Source organism: Kitasatospora sp. NPDC097605 (assembly GCF_040302725.1).
Classification (GTDB): Bacteria; Actinomycetota; Actinomycetes; order Streptomycetales; family Streptomycetaceae; genus Kitasatospora.
On the sequence record NZ_JBEOSF010000015.1, the window covers coordinates 140323 to 161550 of the forward strand.

Here is a 21228-nt window from a genome sequence, read left to right on the forward strand (position 1 = left end):
CCCTGCGGGGACGTCAGACCTTCTCGGGCACCTTGGTGTCCGGGGCGGCGTCGCTCGCGGCGGGCTCCAGCCGGGCCATCAGCTGCTCGCCCTCCATGTCGACCCGCGGCACCACCTTGTCCAGGCTCTTCGGGAACCACCAGGCGGCCCGGCCGAACAGCGCCATCGCGGCCGGCACCAGGGCCATCCGCACCACGAAGGCGTCCACCAGCACGCCCACCGCGAGCGCGAAGCCGATCGGCTGGACGATCGGGTCGTGGCCGAAGACGAACGAACCGAAGACCGCGATCATGATCAGCGCCGCCGCGGTGACCACCCGGGCGCCGTTGCGCACCCCGGCCACCACCGCGTCCCGCGGCGTCATGCCGTGCGCATGGTGCTCCTTCATCCCGGAGACCAGGAACAGCTCGTAGTCCATCGCCAGCCCGAACAGCACGCCGATCAGCAGGATAGGCACGAAGCTGACCACCGGGCCGACCTTCGGCACGTCGATCAGGCCGTCCAGCCAGCCCCACTGGTAGACCGCGACCACGGCGCCGAGCGAGGCCGTGATGGAGAGCAGGAAGCCCGCCACCGCCTTCAGCGGCACCAGGACCGAGCGGAAGGCCAGCGCCAGCAGCACCAGCGCGATGCCCACGATCACCGCGACGAACGGCGGCAGCGCGGCGGAGAGCTTGGCGGAGACGTCGATGTTGGCCGCGGTGGTGCCGGTGACGGCGATCCCGGCGCCGGTCCCGGCCTGGAGCTCGTCGCGCTGGTCGCGGATGTCGGTGACCAGCTGCCGGGTGTCGGCGTGGTCCGGGCCGGTCTTCGGGATGACCGGGACGAGCGCGGTGCGGCTCGGCCGGTCGAACTGCGGCGGGAGCAGGGTCTGCACACCGGGCAGGGTGGCGAGCCGGCCCGCCACGTCCTGCACCGCCTGCTCCGGCTGCGCGGAGCCCGCGGCGTCGACGACGACCACCAGCGGGGCGTTGAAGCCGGGGCCGAAGCTGCGGTCGACCAGGTCGTACGCGGTGCGGGCCTCGGTGCCCTTGGCCTGCGAGCCGCCACCGGGCAGGCCGAGGGTGAGGCTCGCGGCGGGCACGGCGAGGGCGACCAGCGCGGCGAGGCCGGCCAGCAGGACGGCGAGCGGGCGGCGCACCACGAAGCCCGCCCAGCGCTCGCCGAGCGTCGTGCGCCCGGTGGTCCGCAGCGCGCTCCGCCAGACCGGCAGCCGGTCGATGCCGCGGCCGGCGAAGCCGAGCAGGGCGGGCAGCAGGGTGATCGCGACGAGCACCGCGATGACGACGGCGGCGGAGGAGGCCAGGCCCATCACGGTCAGGAAGGGCACACCGGCGACGGCCAGGCCCGCCAGGGCGGCGACCACGGTGAGCCCGGCGAAGACCACGGCGCTGCCGGCGGTCGCGTTGGCACGGGCGGCCGCCTCCTCCGGCTCCAGCCCCTCGGCGAGGTGGCGGCGGTGCCGGGAGACGATGAACAGCGCGTAGTCGATGCCGACCGCCAGGCCGACCATCAGCGCCAGCACCGGCGCGGTGGAGATGATCTCGACCGAGCCCGCCACCGTGATCACGCCGGCCATCGCGACGCCGACCCCGATCAGGGCGGTGGCCAGCGGGAGCCCGGAGGCGGCCAGCGAGCCCAGGGTGACCACCAGGACCACCCCGGCGACGACCAGGCCGATCACCTCGCCGCCGTCGACCTTCGCCATCTCGTTGTAGGCGTCGCCGCCGAAGGCGACCGAGAGCCCGGCCGCGCGGGCCGGTTCCGCCGCCGCCCTGACGGCGTCGCGCTGCTGGTCGGTGATGTCGCCGAGCACGGTGTCGAAGGAGACCAGGCCCAGCGCGACCTTGCCGTCCGGGGAGAGCGCGCCGGTGGCGTACGGGTCGGGGACGCCGGTGACGCCCGGTACGGCGGCGATCCGGGCGACCGCCGCGCCGACCGCCTCGGCGTTCTCGGGCGCGGCGATGCCGCCGGGCGCCTCGGTGGCGAAGACCACCTGGGCGGAGCCGTGGCCCTGCTCGGGGAAGGTGCCCTTGATCCGGTCCAGGGTGGCCTGGGCCTCGGTGCCGGGGACCTTGAACTCCTCGGAGGTCGCGCCGCCGAAGGCCGCCGCCGAGCCGCCGACGGCGATCAGCAGGGCGAGCCAGACGGCGAGCACGGTGCGCCTGCGGCGGAAGCAGAGTCGGCCCAGGCGGTACAGGTACGTGGCCATGCGTGCACCTTCGGTCGGGTCGTGCGGGAAGGTCGTGCGGGAAGGTCGTTCGGGAAGTCGTGCGAGGGCGTGCGAGAGGGCGTGCGGGCCGGTTCGGCCGACGGACGCGGGCACCGGGCCCGGTCGCCCGCACCACCGTACGCGCAACTTGTTCAGCTGACAAAGTCGATCGACGGGAACGTGTGACGCAATCGTCCGATCCAGTTGTCCGAACATGGCGATACCCTGGCCCAATGGCTCATGTCCCGGCCGCCGAACGGCGCCCCCAACTCATCCAGGCCGCCATCGACCTGATGGCCCGCGAGGGCGTGGCCGCCGGCAGCACCCGCGCCATCGCGGCGGAGCTGGGCGTGGCGCAGGCGACGGTGCACTACACCTTCGGCACCAAGAAGGACCTCTACCGCGCCGTCGTCGAGGAGCTGACCGCCGACTTCATCGGCCAGGTGCGGGCGTCCGCGCCGGACGAGGGCCCCTTCGGCGGGCAGGTCCGCACGATGGTGTACGCGCTGTGGGACAGCGCCGTCGGCGAGCGCGGCAGGTGCGCGCTGATCACCGAGTTCTCAGCGATGGCGCTGCGCGACCCGGACCTGCAGGAGATCATGCGGGCGGTCCAGCACGAGATCGAGGCCACCGCCGCCGAGCTCCTCACCGGGCTCGCCACCGCCCACGCGCAGCCGCTGGCGCTGCCCGCGCGGGAGATCGCGGTGTACTTCCTGGCCGGCTTCAACGGACTGACCGACCGCTACATGGTCCTCAAGGCCGCCGGCGAGGACCCCGAGGAGGAGTCCCGCCGGGCCCTCGACCTGCTGGTCGCCACCACCATCGGCCTCTGCCTCGGCACCCCCGCGGCGCCCTAGAGCCGGCTAGCCGGGTTCGACGATCCGGACCGGCAGCTCGGCCAGCACCTCGCGCAGCGTGACGGCGAAGCGGTCGAACTCGGCGCTGCGGGCCGAACCCGGCCGGGTGGCGAGGCCGATCCGGCGGCCCGGGGCGGGCGGGGCGAAGCGGACGGCGGACAGCCGGTCGGCGCGGCCCGCCTCGACGTCCAGCGCGGTGGCGGGCAGCAGGGTCACCCCGAGGCCGCCGGCCACCAGCTGCACCAGGGTGGACAGCCCGGCCGCCCTGGTGGTGGAGCCGGCCGGGTCGGCGCCGACCTCGCGGCAGATGTCGAGGGCCTGGTCGCGCAGGCAGTGGCCCTCCTCCAGCAGCAGCACGTCCAGATCGAGCAGCACGTCGCGCGGCACGTCGACCCGGCCGGCGAGGTCGTGGTCGGGCGGGACGACCAGGACGAAGTCCTCGTCGAACAGCGGGATGTCGCGGGTCGGCGCGTTGCCGCCGGCCGGCAGCGCCAGCAGCAGCACGTCCAGCCGCCCGGCGGCCAGCCCCTCCAGCAGCGAGGGCGTCCGCTCCTCGTGGACGTGCAGTTCGAGCTCCGGGTAGCGGTCGCGGACCAGCCGCAGCACCGTCGGCAGCAGGTACGGCGCGACGGTCGGGATGACGCCCAGGTGCAGCGGCCCGGTGAACGGGCGGCGGGCGGCCTCCACCTCCTCGGTGAGCGACTGCAGGGAGGCGAGCACCCGGCGCGAGTGCTCCAGGACGCGCTCCCCCAGTGGAGTGATCATCACCCGGCGCGTCGTACGCTCGACGAGCTGCGCGCCCAGCGACTCCTCCAGTGCCGCGACCGCCCCGGAGAGTGCCGGCTGGCTCGTCCCGGTGGCCGCCGCGGCCTCCCGGAAGTGCCGGTGCTCGGCCACCGCCACGAAGGCCTTGAGCTGGGCGACCGTGGGTGTCCGGGGGCTGCGCGCAGTGGCGTTCGCCACACTCGCGTCGGGTTTGCGCGCGGGGGCCCTGCGACGGGCGGGGTGGGAGGGGGGCGTGGGGCTGTTGATAACTCTCTCCGATCAGACACATCGAGTGTAGCTATTTCCCTGATCAGTCCACGATGTGGAATGGTGGAGCTCGTTCCGCAAACCGGACAAACTCCCCTCACCTCACTTCAGGAGAAGCGAACGTGCTCACGATCGGTGACCAGTTCCCGGCCTACAACCTCAAGGGCGTGGAAGGGCCGTCCGCGGACAAGCTGGAGTTCAAGGACTACTCCTCGGAGGACCAGAAGGGCTGGCGCGTCGTCTTCTTCTGGCCGATGGACTTCACCTTCGTCTGCCCGACCGAGATCGCCGCGTTCGGCAAGCTGAACGAGGAGTTCGCCGACCGCGACGCCCAGATCCTCGGCGTCTCCGGCGACTCGGAGTTCGTGCACCACGCCTGGCGCAAGGACCACAAGGACCTCAACGACCTGCCGTTCCCGATGCTGGCCGACGTCAAGCACGACCTGATGCGCGCCTGCGGCGTCGAGAACGCGGACGGCACCGCCCAGCGCGCCGTCTTCATCATCGACCCGAACAACGAGGTCCAGTTCGCCATGGTGACCGCCGGCTCCGTCGGCCGTAACCCCAAGGAGGTCCTGCGGGTGCTGGACGCCCTGCAGACCGACGAGCTGTGCCCGTGCAACTGGAACAAGGGCGACGACACCCTCGACGCCCAGGCCCTCCTGGCGGGCTGACCCATGGCCCTCGACGACCTGAAGTCCGCCCTCCCGGACTACGCCAAGGACCTCAAGCTCAACCTGGGCTCGGTCATCGGCAACTCCGACCTCCCCGCCCAGCAGCTGTGGGGCACCGTCCTCGCCTGCGCGATGGCCACCCGCAGCCCGGCCGTCCTGCGTGAGCTGGAGCCCGAGGCCAAGGCCAACCTCTCCCCGGAGGCGTACAACGCCGCCAAGGGCGCGGCCGCGATCATGGGGATGAACAACGTCTACTACCGGACGCTGCACCTGCTCTCCGACAAGGAGTACAGCAGCATGCGGGCCGGTCTGCGGATGAACATCATCGGCACCCCGGGCGTCGAGAAGATCGACTTCGAGCTCTGGTGCTTCGCGGTCTCCGCGATCAACGGCTGCGGCCAGTGCCTCGACTCGCACGAGGCCGTCCTGCGCAAGGCCGGCGTCGAGCGCGAGGTCGTCCAGGCCTCGATGAAGATCGCCGCGGTCCTCCAGGCCGTCGCCGGCGTCCTCGACTCCGAGGCCGCCCTCGCGACCGTCACCGCCTGACCCGCACCACCCCGGACGGGCCCCTCCCCCGGACTCCCCCCGAGTCCCGGCGAGGGGCCCGTTCGTGTGGGCGGGGTCAGGGGGCCGGGGGGCGGGTGGCGGCTTCGCGGGCGGCTTCGAGGGCGGTGAAGACGGCCTGGCCGGCCTCGTTGCGGCGGCGGAGGTGGGTGACCACGGTGTTGGTGACGGCGATCAGGGGGACGGCGACGATGGCGCCGCCGATGCCGCCGATGATGGAGCCGGCGGCCACGCCGAGGACCACGCCGAGCGGGTGGACGCGGACGGCGCGGCCGAGGATCAGCGGCTGGAGCACATGGCCCTCGATCTGCTGGACGGCGATCAGCACCGCCAGCACCATCAGCGCCGTCCAGGGCGTCGTGGTGACCAGCGCGATCAGCACCGCGACCGTCCCGGTGACCAGCGCGCCGACCAGTGGGACGAAGGCGCCCAGGAAGATGATCACCGCGAGCGGCAGCGCCATCGGCACGCCGAGCAGCTGGATCCCGATGCCGATGCAGACCGCGTCGATGAAGGCCACGCAGACGGTGCCGCGCACATAGGCGGTGAGCGTGGCCCAGGCCTTCGGACCGGCACCGGCCATCGCATAGCGGGAGTGCCGGGGCAGGCCGCGCAGCGCCCAGTTCCAGATCCGCTCGCCGTCGTAGAGCAGGAAGAAGGTGGTGAAGAAGGCGAGCAGGACGGCGGTCAGCACTTCGACGGCGATCTGCGCGCCGGTGATGCTGGCCGAGGTGATCTGCTCGGTGTTGGTGCTGATCGCCTTGGTGATCTGGTTGGCGAAGTCGGTGATCTGCTGCTCGGTCAGGTGCAGCGGCCCGGTGATCAGCCAGTCCCGCAGCTGGTCGACACCGGCCTTGACCTTGCTGGTGACGGTCTCCAGGTTGGTGGTCACCTGCCAGACCACGAACCAGCCGACCAGTCCGATGCCGGCCAGTCCGCTCATGAACACCCCGCCGGCGGCCAGCGAGCGCGGGACGCCGTGGCGGCGCAGCCAGGAGACGGTGGGTTCGAGCAGCGCGGAGATCAGCAGCGAGGCGAGCACCGCGAAGGCGACCAGCCGCAGCATGTCGACGATGTAGAAGACGACGTACAGCGCGGCGCCGAGCAGCAGCAGCCGCCAGGTGGACTCGGCGGCGACCCGCAGGCCCCACGGCACCGCCTCGGCGGGGGTGGCGGGCCGGCCGAAGTGGCCGTGGGAGGGAGCGGCGGCGGGGACGGCGGCGGGCGAAGGAGCGGGGGCGGGCGCAGGCTCGGGAGCGGGCGCCGGAACGGCGGACGGCTGGGTGGACCCGGCCCGCGGGCCCGGCAGCGGGTCGGCCGGGAGCGGGGCCGGCGCGGGAACGTGCACGGGGACGGCCGCGGGCAGCGGCGGTTCGTGGAAGTCGGCCGCCATCGCGGCCCGCCGGCGACGTTCGATCACCGCGGCCGCGCTCGCCACCACGGCCATCCCCTTGGCCACGGCCTTGAAGGCCTTTCCGCCCCGCGCCATGCTCACTACCACTTCTCCCCGCCGGAGCCGCCCGGTACGGCGGCACGCCGTGGGTCCGCCACGGCCGTCAGGAAGACGCTACCCGGCCGGGCGCCGGTGAGTCCGCCCGGCGGGCGGGATCCACGCCGGATCCCGGGGGCCGTTTCCGGGGCAAACCAGCACGTCCCGGGTGGTTTCAGGCACAGGACAGCGGGGAGGAGTCGGTCGGGAACCCCAAGCCACCTGTCGGCGGACCGGCCGGCGCGGGGAGCTACCAGGACCCCTCCCCGTCCCCGCGTCCGCACCCAGGACCGCACCGCCCGCGGGCGCACTGGTCAGCGCGGCCCGGGCGGGGCGGCCCGCCCGTGAACGCGGATCGAACGGGGAACGCCGCGGCCCCGGTCACGGCGGAAGCGTGACCGGGGCCGCGGTGGTGCTCCTGTTGCCAGGTGCTCCTAGTACCAGTGGTGCGACTGCCAGAACGACCAGGCACCGCACGGGCTGCCGTAGCGGCTGTTCATGTAGTTCAGGCCCCACTTGATCTGGGTGGCCGGGTTGGTGCGCCAGTCGGCGCCGGCCGAGGCCATCTTCGAGCCGGGCAGCGCCTGGACCAGGCCGTACGCGCCGGAGCTCTTGTTGGTGGCGGTGTAGTTCCAGCCGCTCTCGCGCTTCACGATCTGGCTGAAGCACTGGAACTGGGTGTCGTTGCCGACGATCTGCTGGGCCAGCTCCTGCACCGAACCGGGGCTGACCGAGACCGTGGAGGCGGGCGCGGAGCTGTCGGTGGCGGCCATCGCCGAGCGGGCCTTGGAGCGGTTGGCGGCGGCCTCGTCGGCCTTGCGCTTCTCCTCGGCGGCCTTCGCGGCCTTCTCCGCCTCGGCCTTGGCGGCTGCCTCGGCAGCCTCCTTGGCGGCGGCGTCGGCCTTGGCCTGTGCCTCGGCGGCGGCCTGCTGGCGGGCCGCCTCCTCGGCGGCCTTCTGCTCCGCGGCGGCCTTGGCGGCGGCGTCGGCGGCGGCCTGCTGGGCGGATGCCTGCGTGCCGATGTTGTCGCTGATGGTCTGCGCCTGGGCGCCGGAGGGGACTTCGGCAAGCAGGGTCGCACCGGCGATGTCGACCGTCTGCGTCACCTTGCCCTCGCTGCCCGAGGCCATGCCCACGACGGCACCGACAGCGGTGACGGCGGTGGCGGAGGCGACAGCAACTCCCCGGACCGAGATCCGAGTCACATGGATTCCTTCCAGCATCGCCCACGCGTGACCGTACGGGCGCAACATGCCCCTTGGCGCTGCCCTCCGTACGGTGCTGGTCACGGGAGGGACTGACCCGGCGTCCGGCCGAGGTGAGGCGACCGGGCGTTGTGATCGGGCGGCGTACGGCTCACGGTCTTCAATTGTGCGCCCACCGACCGGAGTTGGCGGATCGTCCGGGCCGGACCCCCGGTCTCCCGGAAGCCCTGCCATGCCGTACGCGGGGCCTGACAGAACCCTCACCATGCCGCACCGGGCCCTGTCGACGCAATTCCCCGTTGCGTGGCGGATGTCACATTCACCGAACCGGCGTTCGTCGAACACAAAGCACTCGATGTGATGAAAGGAAGGGGCCCGCTCCGCCAGGAACGGGCCCCTTGCCGGGATTTGACGCTTTCGCCGAAGGATGTCCGGATGATCCGGATATCAACGGCTCACGGGTTGACGTCCTCCAGCATCTCCGTCACCAGCGCCGCGATCGGCGAACGCTCCGAGCGGGTCAGCGTGATGTGCGCGAAGAGCGGATGCCCCTTCAGCTTCTCGACCACCGCCACCACGCCGTCGTACCGGCCCACCCGGAGGTTGTCCCGCTGCGCCACGTCGTGGGTGAGCACCACCCGCGAGCCCTGGCCGATCCGGGACAGCACCGTCAGCAGGACGTTGCGCTCCAGCGACTGCGCCTCGTCCACGATCACGAAGGCGTCGTGCAGGGAACGCCCGCGGATGTGGGTGAGCGGCAGGACCTCCAGCATGCCCCGGGAGATGACCTCCTCGATCACGTCCGGCGTGGTGACCGCCGAGAGGGTGTCGAAGACCGCCTGGGCCCAGGGGCTCATCTTCTCGGTCTCGGAGCCCGGGAGGTAGCCGAGTTCCTGCCCGCCGACCGCGTACAGCGGCCGGAAGACCATCACCTTGCGGTGCTGCTGCCGCTCCAGGACCGCCTCCAGGCCGGCGCAGAGCGCCAGCGCGGACTTGCCGGTACCGGCCCGGCCGCCCAGCGAGACGATCCCGACCTCCGGGTCGAGCAGCAGGTCCAGCGCCACCCGCTGCTCGGCGCTGCGCCCGCGCAGGCCGAACGCCTCGCGCTCGCCGCGCACCAGCCGGACCCGCCCGTCACCGGTGACCCGGCCGAGCGCCTTGCCGCGCTCGGAGGTGAGCACCAGTCCGGTGTGCACCGGCAGCTCGGCGGCGCCCTCGACGTCCACCCCGGCGTCGTGGCCGGCCGCGAACAGCGCGTCCACGTCGTCGGCGGGCACGTGCAGCTCGGACATGCCCGTCCAGCCGGAGGTGATCGCCAGCTCGGCCCGGTACTCCTCGGCGAGCAGGCCGACCGAGGACGCCTTGATCCGCAGCGGGAGGTCCTTGGAGACGACGGTGACGTCGTACCCCTCGGCCTGCAGGTTGCGGGCCACCGCCAGGATCCGGATGTCGGCCTCGCCGCCGCCCGCCCGGTAGCCGACCGGCAGTATCGACGTGTCGGAGTGGTTGAGCTCCACCCGGATGGTGCCGCCGAGCTCGCCGACCGGGATGGGCTCGTCGAGGCGGCCGTACCGGATCCGGTAGTCGTCGAGCAGTCGCAGCGCCTGGCGGGCGAAATACCCCAGCTCCGGGTGGTGCCGCTTGGCCTCCAGCTCGGTGACCACGACCACCGGGAGAACGACCTCGTGCTCCTCGAAGCGGGTCATGGCGAGCGGGTCCGCCAGGAGCACACTGGTGTCGAGAACGTACGTGCGCCGGTCTGGTGTCCGGCGGCTCTTGGAACTGACCACTAGGCCTCCAGGGCGGATGACCCTGCGTCATCCGCGGCAAGCCGGCCCCCGCTGCCCCGGTGGCCTCGGGGCCGGTCTGATCGGAGTATTCCCAGGCGGGGGGCGGTGCATTCGCGCCCCCGGAGAACTGACGGATCATTGCGGGTGAACGTTTGGCCTCGCCCGGCCGCCGGGTAGGCCAGCCCCTACGGTGGTCAATCCCGCTCGCCCGGGACGCCGGCCCCGGTGTCCCGGGGCGTTCCGGCCCTCCGTCAGAGGCCCATCCGCCGGTTGCGCTGCTCGAAGGCGCGCAGCGCCCGCAGGAAGTCGACCTTGCGGAAGGCCGGCCAGTACGCCTCGCAGAAGTAGAACTCGCTGTGCGCGCTCTGCCAGAGCAGGAAGCCGGAGAGCCGCTGCTCGCCCGAGGTGCGGATGACCAGGTCGGGGTCGGGCTGGCCCTTGGTGTACAGGTGCTCGGCGATGTGCTCGACGTCCAGGATCTCGGCCAGCTCCTCGATCGAGGTGCCCCGGCCGGCGTGCTCCTGGAGCAGCGAGCGGACGGCGTCGGCGATCTCGTGCCGGCCGCCGTAGCCGACGGCCACGTTGACGGTGATGCCGTCGATGCCCGCGGTCTCCTCGGCGGCCCGCTTCAGGACGTCGGCGGTGTGCTGCGGCAGCAGGTCCAGCGCGCCCACCGGGTTGATCCGCCAGCGGCGGGCGGCGGCCAGGTTGGTGACCGCGTCCTCGATGATGCCGAGCAGCGGGACCAGCTCGTCGGCCGGGCGGTCGAGGTTGTCGGTGGAGAGCATCCACAGGGTGACGACCTTGACGTGGGTCTCGTCGCACCAGCCGAGGAACTCGCTGATCTTGTCCGCGCCGCGCTGGTGGCCGTACGCGGTGGACCCGCCGGTCGCGCGGGCCCAGCGGCGGTTGCCGTCGAGGATCACGCCGATGTGGTGCGGGGTGCGGGCGAGGTGCACCTCGACCCGGCGACCGTAGAGGCCGTACATCCCGTCCAGCAGGACGCGCAGACCAGGCGTGCGTTCGACGACATCGCGCAGACCCATGGTTTTCGGCCCCTCCGTACTCACTTCACCGGGTGCTTCAGAACCCCCGGCGCAGCCTACTCCCGCGCCGTGGCGGCAGGGAAAGCCGCAGGTCGCGGGAGGGTCACGGTCCTGTGCGAAGTCTGTCCCGGCGGGCGTGTCCGCGGTGGCCGGAACGCGCCCGCACGGCGTCCCGGGGACGCCCCGGGGAACGGCCGGCGGCCGGATACGGAACGGTCTCCGATTCCTTAAGGAATCCGTAAGCCGACGGTTCAATGCTTGACGACCCCCAATGGTCTAGTCCAGCTTTTGTTCCCAGGGCGGAACAGAACACCGGACCCGCCCTCGTCAAGGCAGTACTTCGGACGCAATGCCCTCCCCCACACGCGGCCGCCGCGCCCCCCACCGCGGCGGCCGCTCCTCCCCCACAGGAGCGCACCTCCATGGCCCGTACGCTGAACCGGCCCGTGTCGCACAAGCGCCGCCGCGGCCCCGTCCCGGCCCTCGCCGCGGGCGCCACCGCCCTCGCCCTGGCCGGCACCGGTCTCGCCCTCTTCGCCGGCGGTGCCAACGCGGCCGCCGGGAACCTGGTCACCAACGGCGGCTTCGACGGCTCGCTGAGCGGCTGGGTCTGCGCCGGCGCCGCGAGCGCCGTCACCACGCCGGTCCACTCCGGCTCGGGCGCGCTGCAGGCCACCCCGAGCGCCGGTGACACCGCCGAGTGCACCCAGACCATCAGCGTGCTGCCCAACACCAGCTACACCCTGAGCGCCTGGGTCCAGGGCCCGTACGCCTACCTCGGTGCCCGCGGCACCGGCGGCACCGACCCGAGCGTCTGGTCCAACCAGAACAGCTGGAACCAGCTCTCCACCACCTTCACCACCGGTGCGAGCGCCAAGAGCGTCACCGTCTACCTGCACGGCTGGTACGGCCAGAGCGCCTTCCTCGCCGACGACGTGGTGCTGAGCGGCCCGGGCGGGCCGGTCACCCCGAGCCCGACCGCGACGGTCACCCCCACCGTCACCCCCACGGTGACGCCGACCGCGACCGTCACGCCCACGGCGACCGCCACGCCGACCCAGACCGTCACCCCGACCCCCACCCAGACGGTCACCCCGACCCCCACGGCGACCAGCACCGCCAACCCGAACCCGGGTCTGCCGAAGCACCTCATCACCGGCTACTGGCACAACTTCGACAACAAGGGCAACAACCTCCAGAAGCTGAGCGACGTCCAGAGCGCGTACGACATCATCGCGGTGTCCTTCGCCGACGCCGTCCCGGCCCGCGCCGGCGCCATCACCTTCAAGCTGGACCCGGAGCTCGCCTCCGGCCTCGGCGGCTACACCGACGCGCAGTTCCGCGCCGACGTGAAGGCCAAGCAGGCGGCCGGCAAGAAGGTCATCATCTCCGTCGGCGGCCAGAACGGCGCCATCTCGGTCAACGACGCCGCCGCCGCCCAGACCTTCGTCGACACCGCCTACGCCGTCATCAAGGACTACGGCTTCGACGGCATCGACATCGACCTGGAGAACGGCGTCAACCCGACCCACATGGGCAACGCCCTGCACGCCCTCCAGGCCAAGGTCGGCCCCGGCTTCGTCCTGACGATGGCCCCGGAGACCATCGGGATGTACTCCACCGCCGGCGCCTACTTCCAGCTGGCGCTGAACACCAAGGACATCCTGACCGTCGTCAACACCCAGTTCTACAACTCGGGCGGCATGAACGGCTGCGACGGCAAGGTCTACACCCAGGGCACCATCGACTTCATCACCTCGCAGATCTGCACCCAGATCCAGGGCGGTCTGCGGCCCGACCAGGTCGGCATCGGTGTCCCCGCCTCCAGCAAGGCGGCGGGCGGCGGCTACGTCGCGCCGAGCGTCGTCAACAACGCGCTGGACTGCCTGGCCACCGGCAAGAACTGCGGCAGCTTCGTCCCGCCGGCCAAGTGGCCGACCATCCGGGGCGCGATGACCTGGTCCACCAACTGGGACTCCGTCAACGGGAACGCCTTCTCCAACACGGTCGGCCCGTTCGTCCACCAGATGCCGTAACTCCCCCCGGCGCGCCGCTCCTTGAGGGTGGGGCCTGCGCGTCGGCGGCGGGCCCGTCGTACCTGACCGGTACGGCGGGCCCGTTCGCTTTCCCGGACCGCTCCACAGGACCGTTCCCTGGGACCGCTCCCTGGGGCCGCTCCGCAGGACGCTAGGCGTGGCCGAGCACCGCCAGCAGGGCGCCGAGCAGCAGGAACGGCCCCAGCGGCACCTCCCGGCCGCGCACCGGGCGGCGGCGCACCAGCGCGGCCAGCAGGACGCCGACCGACCAGAGCCCGGCCAGCAGCACGAAGGCGGCCAGGCCGGCGAAGGCGGCGGACCAGCCGTACCGGCCGAGCAGCGCGCCCAGGCCGAGCGCCAGCACGGTGTCCCCCGCGCCCACCAGCCCCAGCTGGACCGGGACTTCGAACAGCACCCCGGCGGCCAGCGCCACCAGCAGGCAGCGCAGCAGCGTCCCCGGGTCCCGCTCGGCCAGCTGCACCGCCGTGAGCAGCACCGCGAAGCCCGCCGCCAGCGTCCAGGTGAGCGGGTACGGCAGCCGGTGCACCCGGGCGTCGGTGAAGCCGAGCACCACGCCGGGCCCGGCCAGCCAGAGCAGCAGCAGCGCGTCCGCCGGGTGCGCGGCGGCGAGCGCGGCGGCCGCCGCGGCGGCGGTGACCGCCTCCACCCGCCAGGGTCCGGGGCCGAGCCCGGTCCGGCAGCCCGGGCACCGCCCGGTCGGCGGCAGCCCGCGCAGCTCCCGCCCGCAGGACGGGCAGGCCAGGCACCACGGCTCGCCCTCCGGCACGGCGTACCGCACCACCAGGCCGCGCAGCGCCGGTGCCACCAGCAGCCCGGCCAGTACCGCTCCCAGCGCGCTCGCGATCACGGCTCGCCCCCTCTGTCCCTCACACGGTTGCCGACGACCGGCGCCGGCACCAGTGTGCCGTCCGTCTCCTTCCGGACGGCACCCCTCCGTTCTTCCTCGTCCCCGGCGCCGTTCTCCACGCTTCCGGAGGGCGGCCGAGGCATCCGCCTCCTGATCGAAGGCGGAGCGGAACGGTGGCGTCCGGGCGGTCCGACAGGTGCCCGACGACACGCGCCGAAGGGCCTGTTCGTGCCCCTAAAGTAGGCAGGCATGCAGGTCATCCAGTCCAGCAAGCTCGCCAATGTCTGCTACGACATCCGCGGTCCGGTACTCGACGAGGCGATGCGGCTGGAGGAACAGGGCCACCGCATCCTGAAGCTCAACACCGGCAATCCGGCGCTGTTCGGCTTCGACGCGCCGCCCGAGATCCTCCAGGACATCCTGCGCAACCTCTCCACCGCGCACGGCTACGGCGACTCCAAGGGCCTGCTCTCCGCGCGCCGCGCCGTGGTGATGCACTACGAGGAGCGCGGCCTGGACGGTCTGACGGTCGAGGACGTCTTCCTCGGCAACGGCGTCTCCGAGCTGATCCAGCTGGCGATGACCGCGCTGCTGGACGACGGCGACGAGGTGCTCGTCCCGGCGCCGGACTACCCGCTGTGGACGGCGTCCGTCTCGCTGGCCGGCGGCACCGCCGTGCACTACCGCTGCGACGAGCAGTCCGAGTGGTACCCGGACCTCGCCGACATCGAGGCCAAGGTCACCGACCGCACCCGGGCGCTGGTGGTGATCAACCCCAACAACCCGACCGGCGCGGTCTACCCGCGCGAGGTGCTGGAGGGGCTGGTCGGGATCGCCCGGCGGCACCGGCTGGTGATCTACGCGGACGAGATCTACGACAAGATCCTCTACGACGACGCCGAGCACATCCCGCTGGCGAGCCTGGCGCCGGACCTCTTCTGCGTCACCTTCAACGGCATGTCCAAGTCCTACCGGGTGGCGGGCTTCCGCTCCGGCTGGATGGTGCTCTCCGGTGACCGCGCCCGGGCCCGCAGCTACGTCGAGGGCCTGACGGTGCTCGCCTCGATGCGGCTCTGCGCCAACATGCCGGCCCAGCACGCGGTGGCCGCGGCGCTCGGCGGACGGCAGTCGATCAAGGACCTGATCCTGCCCGGCGGCCGGCTGCTGGAGTCCCGGGACGCCGCGTTCCGGCTGCTCAACGAGATCCCCGGGGTCAGCTGCGTGAAGCCGAAGGGCGCGCTCTACGCCTTCCCCCGGCTGGACCCCAAGGTCTTCAAGATCAAGGACGACGCCCAGATGGTGCTCGACCTGCTGCGGGCCGAGCGGATCCTGCTGGTGCAGGGCACCGGCTTCAACTGGCCCGAGCCGGACCACTTCCGGCTGGTCACCCTGCCGCGCGCGGAGGAGATCACCGACGCGGTCACCCGGATCGGCACCTTCCTGGGCGGCTACGCCCAGCCGTAGGGACGGGCGGCCGGGCGGGCCCGGAAAGCGCTACGGCCGGAGTCCCGGTCCGGGCGATCTCCTTGGTCGGGGAAAGATCGTCCGTCGGGGCTCCGGCCGTCCTGTCGCTTGCCGGTGCGCGGTTCGTGCGGCGCACCGGCCTCTCTACCGCTCCTGCTGAGGCTCAGGCTCAGCCGAGGCGGGCGACCAGGTCTCGGTACTCGTCCCACAGCGCGGCGGGCGTGTGGTCACCGAACATCTCCAGGTGGGCCGGGACGAGCGCGGCCTCCTGGCGCCAGATGTCGGCGTCGACGGTGAAGAGCAGGTCGAGGTCCTCCTTCGACAGCTCCAGGCCGTTCAGGTCGAAGCCCTCGACGGTCGGCAGCACGCCGATCGGGGTCTCGACGCCCTCGCCGGTGCCCTCCAGGCGCTCGACGACCCACTTCAGCACGCGGCTGTTCTCGCCGTAGCCCGGCCAGACGAACTTGCCGTCGGCGTTCTTGCGGAACCAGTTCACGTAGTAGATCTTCGGCAGCTTGCCGGCGTCCGCCTGGGCGCCGACCTTCAGCCAGTGGGCGAAGTAGTCGCCCATGTTGTAGCCGCAGAACGGCAGCATCGCGAACGGGTCGCGGCGCAGCTCGCCGACGGTGCCCTCGGCGGCGGCGGTCTTCTCGGAGGCGATGTTGGCGCCGAGGAAGACGCCGTGCTGCCAGTTGAAGGACTCGGTCACCAGCGGGACGGCGGTGGCGCGGCGGCCGCCGAACAGGATCGCCGAGATCGGCACGCCGGCCGGGTCCTCCCACTCGGGGGCGATGGTCGGGCACTGCGCGGCCGGGACGGCGAAGCGGGCGTTCGGGTGGGCGGCCGGGGTCTCGGACTCCGGCGTCCAGTCGTTGCCGCGCCAGTCGGTCAGGTGGGCCGGCTTCTCGTCGGTGAGGCCCTCCCACCAGACGTCGCCGTCGTCGGTGAGCGCGACGTTGGTGAAGACGGTGTTGCCCCAGAGGGTGTCGATCGCGTTGGCGTTGGTGTCGACACCGGTGCCGGGGGCGACGCCGAAGAAGCCCGCCTCGGGGTTGATGGCGTACAGGCGGCCGTCGGCGCCGAAGCGCATCCAGGCGATGTCGTCGCCGATCGTCTCGACCTTCCAGCCCGGGATGGTGGGCTGGAGCATCGCCAGATTGGTCTTGCCGCAGGCCGACGGGAAGGCGGCCGCGACGTACTTGGGCTCCGCCTCGCCCGCGGGGCCCGCCGGCGGGGTGAGCTTCAGGATGAGCATGTGCTCGGCCAGCCAGCCCTCGTCGCGGGCCATGGTCGAGGCGATGCGCAGCGCGTAGCACTTCTTGCCGAGCAGGGCGTTGCCGCCGTAGCCGGAGCCGAAGGACCAGATCTCCCGGGTCTCCGGGAAGTGCGAGATGTACTTGGTGCTGTTGCACGGCCACGGCACGTCCGCCTCGCCCTCGGCGAGCGGGGCGCCGACGGTGTGCACGGCCTTGACGAAGTCGCCGTCCTCGCCGAGCTGGTCCAGCACGGCCCGGCCCATGCGGGTCATCACGCGCATCGACACGGCGACGTAGGCGGAGTCGGTGATCTCGACGCCGTAGGCGGCCAGCGGGGAGCCGACCGGGCCCATCGAGAACGGCACGACGTACATGGTGCGGCCCTTCATGGCGCCGCGGAACAGGCCCTGCTCGCCCTGGAAGAGCTCGCGCATCTCGGCGGGAGCCTTCCAGTGGTTGGTCGGGCCGGCGTCCTTCTCCTGCTCGGAGCAGATGAAGGTGCGGTCCTCCACGCGCGCCACGTCGGAGGGGTCCGAGGCGGCGTAGTAGGAGTTGGGTCGCTTCTCCTCGTTGAGCTTCTTGAAAGTGCCCTGGGCGACGAGCAGGTCCGCGAGGCGCTGGTACTCCTCCTCGGAACCGTCGCACCACTCGACGCGGTCCGGCTGGGTGAGCTCCGCGATCTCGTTCACCCACGCCAGCAGACGCTGGTGGCGGGTGGGCGCGGCGCTGAGAGCAGCCGAGTTCTCGTTCGACACGATCGCTCCGTTTCACGCCATCCCGGCGGGGAGACGGCGTAGCGGGGGTTGAGGGTGCTTGCAGCGTAGCTCCGGACCCCCGCCCTCAACGCGGCACTTCGGCAGAATTGACGCATCTTTTACTACAGTACGGATGACTACCAGCCAGTAGGACCACACATGAGGCAACTCCGAAGGCCCATCGACCCCCCGTCCAATACTCCAAAACGTCCAAGTCGTGATGAGCGCCACTTCCTACGAATCGGTAACCTACGGACCCGTAGGTAGCGGGTAGCATGCCGCTCATGACTGCTGCTGAGCTCCTGGTGAGCGCGGAGCTTGCCGAGATCAAGCCGAAGTGGCGCGGCTGGCTGCACGCCGGAATGTTCCCCGCCACGGTGGCCGCCGGGATCGTGCTGATCTGCCTGGCCGAACCGGGACCCGCGAGGATCGCGTGCGCGATCTACTCCGTCAGCGCCTGGCTGCTCTTCGGGGTCAGCGCGGTCTACCACCGCTTCCACTGGGGGCCGCGCGGCGACGCGATCCTGCGCCGGCTGGACCACGCGAACATCTTCCTGATCATCGCGGGCACCTACACCCCGTTCACCATCCTGCTGCTGGACGGCGCCGCCCGGCAGGTGCTGCTCTGGGCGGTCTGGGGCGGCGCGCTGGCGGGGATAGCCTTCCGGGTCTTCTGGGTCGGCGCGCCGCGCTGGCTCTACACCCCGGTGTACCTCGCGCTGGGCTGGGCCGCCGCGTTCTTCCTGCCGGACTTCCTGCACAACGGCGGCGTCGCGGTCCTGGTGCTGATGCTGGTCGGCGGCGTGCTCTACAGCATCGGCGGCGTGGTGTACGGGCTCAAGCGGCCCGATCCGTCACCGCGCTGGTTCGGCTTCCACGAGGTGTTCCACGCCTTCACCCTCGGAGCGTTCATCACGCAGTACGTCGGGGTCTCACTGGTGGCCTACAGCGCGGCCGGCTGAGCCCGGCGCCCCGTGACGGGCGGTCGGCCGGTCGTGCGACCGGACGGCCGCCCGTTCCGCCGTCCACTCCCGGACCGGGCGCTCGTGCACCCGGTCGTGCGGGGCGCGCTCGTGCGGCCCGTCGTGCCGGCGCTCGTGCAGCCGGTCGAAGCGCTCGTGGGAGTGCTGGCCGCGGACCTGCCGCCCGGCCTGCCGCGCGTCGATCGCCTCCCGGGCCCGTCGGCAGCGCTCGCAGTGCGCGGCGTCCACCAGGCCGCCGGCCCCCCGGTGCCCGCCCGCCGCCGACCGCCGGTCCGGCTCGGGGACCTGATGGAGCAGCCGCCAGCGCCGGCCCACGTAGACCATCAGCAGCAGCACCTCGATCCCGGCGACCACCAGCACCAGCACGGCGCCGTTGATCAGATAGGCCGCGACCACGGCCAGCGCCGAGGCCACCACCACCGCGGCACCCCAGATCTGGGCACCCGACTCCCGAACGGCCATAACGGCTTCCCCTTCCTGCGCCGGGCTCGTGGTCGGCCCCTGCCGCCCCACCCCTTCTCCGCTCTCGGCACGCACCGGCCCGCACTGACCGACGGCCACATCGTATCTACCGACAGTCACCCGTTACCGCCCGAACGCGGCGAACGACAGATCAACGTTGCGTCAATTCCCCGTGCGGAACGCGCACTTCCAGGACACATGACGGAGAGTGACGAAGACTCGACGGTCTACGGGCATTGACGGCGGGCGTTTTCTGGGAGTTACTGTCATTTGACAGTGACTCTCCTTCGCGGGCTCCGGAGGTTTCCCGTGTCCACTCCGCCCACCGACCAGGCGGCCCCGTCCGGCCCGGACCCACGGCGCTGGCTCGCGCTCGTCGCGGTCGCGCTGAGCGTCCTGGTGATCAGCCTCGACATGACGGTCCTGAACGTGGCCCTGCCCACGCTGGCCTCGCAGCTCCAGGCCACCACCGGGCAGCAGCAGTGGATCGTCGACTCCTACACCGTGGTCTTCGCCGCCGTGATGCTCCCGGCCGGACTGATCGGCGACCGCTTCGGCCGCCGCTTCACCCTCACCCTGGGCCTCGCCCTGTTCGGCCTCGCCTCGGCCGTCGGCATGCTGGCCGACAGCCCGGCCACGCTGATCGCCGCCCGCGCCGCGATGGGCCTGGCCGGCGCGCTGGTGATGCCGATGTCCATGGCGGTGATCCCCGGCCTCTTCCCGCCCGGCGAGCAGCGGCGCGCCACCGCGATCCTGGCCGCCGCGCTGGCGGTCGGCACCCCGCTCGGCCCGCTGATCGGCGGCTTCGTCCTCCAGCACTACTGGTGGGGCGCGATCTTCGCGCTCAACCTGCCGCTGGTGGCGATCGGCATCACCGCCTGCGCCGTCCTGCTGCCGGAGACCCGCAACCCCGCCGCGCCCCCGATCGACCTGCCCGCCACCCTGCTCGGCGCCGGCGGGCTGGCCGCGCTCACCTACGGCATCATCGAGAGCCCGGAGCGCGGCTGGGCCGATCCGCTGGTGCTCGGCACCGTCGGCGGCGCGCTGGTCGCGCTCACCCTGCTGGTCCTGCGCAGCCGGCGGCAGCGCGCCCCGATGCTCGACCTGTCGCTGCTCGCCGACGCCGCCTTCCGCTGGTCGACGGTGGCCGCGACGATGGTGTCGCTGGTCCTGTTCGGCGCGTTCTTCGTGCTGCCGCTGTACTTCCAGAGCGTCCTCGGCGCGGACGCCTTCGGCACCGGCCTGCGGCTGATGCCGATGATGCTCGGTCTGATGGTGGCCGCCCGGCTCAGCGACAAGCTGGTCGCCCGGACCAGCCCCCGGACCGTGGTCGCGCTGGGCCTGGGCCTGCTGGCCGGCGCCCTGCTCATCGGCAGCCGGACGTCGGTCTCCGACGGCTACGGCCTCGCCGCCGTCTGGCTCACCCTGCTCGGGACCGGCATGGGCCTGTCCCTGATCACCGCGCAGGCCACCGCGCTGCTCACGCTGCCGCCCGCCCGGGCCGGGGTCGGCGCCGGACTGCTGCAGACCTTCCGCCAGGTCGGCGGCGCCATCGGGGTGGCCGTCTTCGGCAGCCTGCTCGCCGACGCCTACCGGGGCGCGCTGGACACCGGCGGGCTGGCGGCGGGCGCGGCCGAGCAGGCCGGCACATCGGTGGTCGCCGCCGACGCGGTCGCCGCGGCGGCCGGCGACCCGGCGCTGGCCGCCTCCGCGCACGGCGCCTATGTGCACGGGATGACGGTGGTGCTGCTGGTCTCCGGGGCGATCGCGGTGCTGTCGGCGGTGCTGGTCGCGGTGCGGATGCCCGCCGTCGAGCCGGCCGGGCCGCCCGTCGACGCCACCGCGGTGCCGGCGGCCGATCACGGATAATCGAAGACATGAACGCAACGCGGCCGGCAGCGGCACCTCCGGCGGGACCGGGCAACCCGATCCAGGCGATGCTGGAGGCGCCGCTGTCGCTGCGCGAGCGGAAGAAGCTGAAGACCCGCCAGGCCATCCGGCGCGAGGCGTACCGGCTGATCGCCGAACAGGGGTACGAGAACACGACGGTGGACCAGATCGCGGCCGCCGCCGAGGTCTCCCCGTCCACCTTCTTCCGGTACTTCGCCGCCAAGGAGGACCTCGTCCTCACCGACGAGTACGACCCGGCGATGATCGAGGCACTGCTCGCCAGGCCCTCCGACGAACCGTTTCTGCGCTCCTGCCGGGAGGCCCTCATCGGCCTGATCCGGCAGCTGCAGGAGCACGAGCGCGAGGAACTGCTCGTGCGGATGCGGCTGACCAAGGAGGTCCCCGCGCTGCGCGCCCGGATGATCGACACCGGCAACGAACCGCAGCGGCTCTACCTCACCGTGCTCACCCGGCGGGCCGGCGTCCGGGAGCCCACCTTCGCGATGCGGATCACCGCCGCCGCGATCGGCGCGGCCACCATGGAGACGGTGCTGCGGTGGGCCGAGGGCGGCGGCACCGAGAACATCGCCGAGCTGGTGGACCGCGCCTTCGCGATCCTGGAGGACGGGTTCACCGGCCTGTAGT

General features: G+C 72.3%; 17 protein-coding genes. 8 read left to right on the top strand and 9 right to left on the bottom strand.

Annotated features, from left to right (window positions below):
- Nucleotides 1-13: 13 nt before the first annotated feature.
- A complete protein-coding gene (locus ABTX81_RS19095; RefSeq protein WP_350546944.1) occupies nt 14-2212 on the bottom strand; it encodes an MMPL family transporter in 2199 nt (732 codons plus the stop codon).
- Between the two features lie 233 nt (nt 2213-2445).
- Between ABTX81_RS19095 and ABTX81_RS19100 the strand changes: the two genes are divergently transcribed.
- Nucleotides 2446-3069, top strand: coding sequence for a TetR/AcrR family transcriptional regulator (locus tag ABTX81_RS19100; protein WP_350546946.1), 624 nt, complete (start codon nt 2446-2448; stop codon nt 3067-3069).
- Between the two features lie 6 nt (nt 3070-3075).
- Here the strand turns inward: ABTX81_RS19100 and ABTX81_RS19105 are convergent, their stop codons facing one another.
- The gene (locus ABTX81_RS19105) at nt 3076-4032 is read right to left on the bottom strand and encodes a LysR substrate-binding domain-containing protein (RefSeq protein WP_350546948.1); all 957 of its coding nucleotides are present in this window, start codon (nt 4030-4032) and stop codon (nt 3076-3078) included.
- A gap of 191 nt (nt 4033-4223) precedes the next feature.
- On the opposite strand from ABTX81_RS19105, the gene ABTX81_RS19110 reads away from it, so the two are divergent.
- Together ABTX81_RS19110 and ABTX81_RS19115 are read left to right on the top strand one after the other, a co-directional pair.
- Complete coding sequence (locus ABTX81_RS19110) at nt 4224-4775, top strand: peroxiredoxin (RefSeq protein ID WP_350546950.1); 552 nt, start codon at nt 4224-4226, stop codon at nt 4773-4775.
- 3 nt (nt 4776-4778) lie between these two features.
- Nucleotides 4779-5321, top strand: a complete 543-nt coding sequence (locus ABTX81_RS19115; protein ID WP_350546953.1) for an alkyl hydroperoxide reductase — start codon at nt 4779-4781, stop codon at nt 5319-5321.
- A 76-nt stretch (nt 5322-5397) separates the two neighbouring features.
- Here the strand turns inward: ABTX81_RS19115 and ABTX81_RS19120 are convergent, their stop codons facing one another.
- The 4 genes from ABTX81_RS19120 to ABTX81_RS19135 form a co-directional block, all read right to left on the bottom strand.
- A complete protein-coding gene (locus ABTX81_RS19120; protein ID WP_350547085.1) occupies nt 5398-6828 on the bottom strand; it encodes an AI-2E family transporter in 1431 nt (476 codons plus the stop codon).
- 434 nt (nt 6829-7262) lie between these two features.
- Nucleotides 7263-8033 carry an aggregation-promoting factor C-terminal-like domain-containing protein gene (locus tag ABTX81_RS19125; RefSeq protein ID WP_350546956.1) on the bottom strand — a complete coding sequence of 257 codons (771 nt, stop codon included), beginning with the start codon at nt 8031-8033 and terminating at the stop codon, nt 7263-7265.
- Nucleotides 8034-8488: 455 nt separating this feature from the next.
- Nucleotides 8489-9823, bottom strand: a complete 1335-nt coding sequence (phoH2, locus tag ABTX81_RS19130) for an RNA 5'-3' helicase PhoH2 (RefSeq protein ID WP_350546959.1) — start codon at nt 9821-9823, stop codon at nt 8489-8491.
- A gap of 251 nt (nt 9824-10074) precedes the next feature.
- Nucleotides 10075-10869: an isoprenyl transferase gene (locus ABTX81_RS19135; protein ID WP_350546961.1), complete on the bottom strand. Its 795-nt coding sequence runs from the start codon at nt 10867-10869 to the stop codon at nt 10075-10077.
- 422 nt (nt 10870-11291) lie between these two features.
- On the opposite strand from ABTX81_RS19135, the gene ABTX81_RS19140 reads away from it, so the two are divergent.
- Entirely contained in the window at nt 11292-12905 is a 1614-nt protein-coding gene (locus tag ABTX81_RS19140; RefSeq protein WP_350546963.1) for a chitinase, read from the top strand.
- Between the two features lie 151 nt (nt 12906-13056).
- Here the strand turns inward: ABTX81_RS19140 and ABTX81_RS19145 are convergent, their stop codons facing one another.
- Nucleotides 13057-13773: a prepilin peptidase gene (locus ABTX81_RS19145; protein ID WP_350546965.1), complete on the bottom strand. Its 717-nt coding sequence runs from the start codon at nt 13771-13773 to the stop codon at nt 13057-13059.
- Nucleotides 13774-14022: 249 nt separating this feature from the next.
- Here ABTX81_RS19145 and ABTX81_RS19150 point away from each other — a divergent pair, with 249 nt between their 5' ends.
- Nucleotides 14023-15237 carry a pyridoxal phosphate-dependent aminotransferase gene (locus tag ABTX81_RS19150; RefSeq protein ID WP_350546968.1) on the top strand — a complete coding sequence of 405 codons (1215 nt, stop codon included), beginning with the start codon at nt 14023-14025 and terminating at the stop codon, nt 15235-15237.
- Nucleotides 15238-15406: 169 nt separating this feature from the next.
- On the opposite strand, the gene ABTX81_RS19155 is transcribed toward ABTX81_RS19150, so the two are convergent.
- A complete protein-coding gene (locus tag ABTX81_RS19155) occupies nt 15407-17248 on the bottom strand; it encodes a phosphoenolpyruvate carboxykinase (GTP) (RefSeq protein ID WP_350546971.1) in 1842 nt (613 codons plus the stop codon).
- Between the two features lie 284 nt (nt 17249-17532).
- Here ABTX81_RS19155 and trhA point away from each other — a divergent pair, with 284 nt between their 5' ends.
- Nucleotides 17533-18210 carry a PAQR family membrane homeostasis protein TrhA gene (gene trhA / locus ABTX81_RS19160; protein WP_350546974.1) on the top strand — a complete coding sequence of 226 codons (678 nt, stop codon included), beginning with the start codon at nt 17533-17535 and terminating at the stop codon, nt 18208-18210.
- On the opposite strand, the gene ABTX81_RS19165 is transcribed toward trhA, so the two are convergent.
- Nucleotides 18181-18693 carry a hypothetical protein gene (locus ABTX81_RS19165; protein ID WP_350546977.1) on the bottom strand — a complete coding sequence of 171 codons (513 nt, stop codon included), beginning with the start codon at nt 18691-18693 and terminating at the stop codon, nt 18181-18183. The genes trhA and ABTX81_RS19165 overlap by 30 nt on opposite strands.
- Nucleotides 18694-19002: 309 nt before the next feature.
- On the opposite strand from ABTX81_RS19165, the gene ABTX81_RS19170 reads away from it, so the two are divergent.
- Together ABTX81_RS19170 and ABTX81_RS19175 are read left to right on the top strand one after the other, a co-directional pair.
- Nucleotides 19003-20562: an MFS transporter gene (locus ABTX81_RS19170; RefSeq protein ID WP_350546980.1), complete on the top strand. Its 1560-nt coding sequence runs from the start codon at nt 19003-19005 to the stop codon at nt 20560-20562.
- Nucleotides 20563-20570: 8 nt separating this feature from the next.
- On the top strand, nt 20571-21227 hold the full coding sequence (locus tag ABTX81_RS19175) for a TetR family transcriptional regulator (protein ID WP_350546983.1): 657 nt from the start codon (nt 20571-20573) through the stop codon (nt 21225-21227).
- Nucleotide 21228 lies beyond the last annotated feature (1 nt).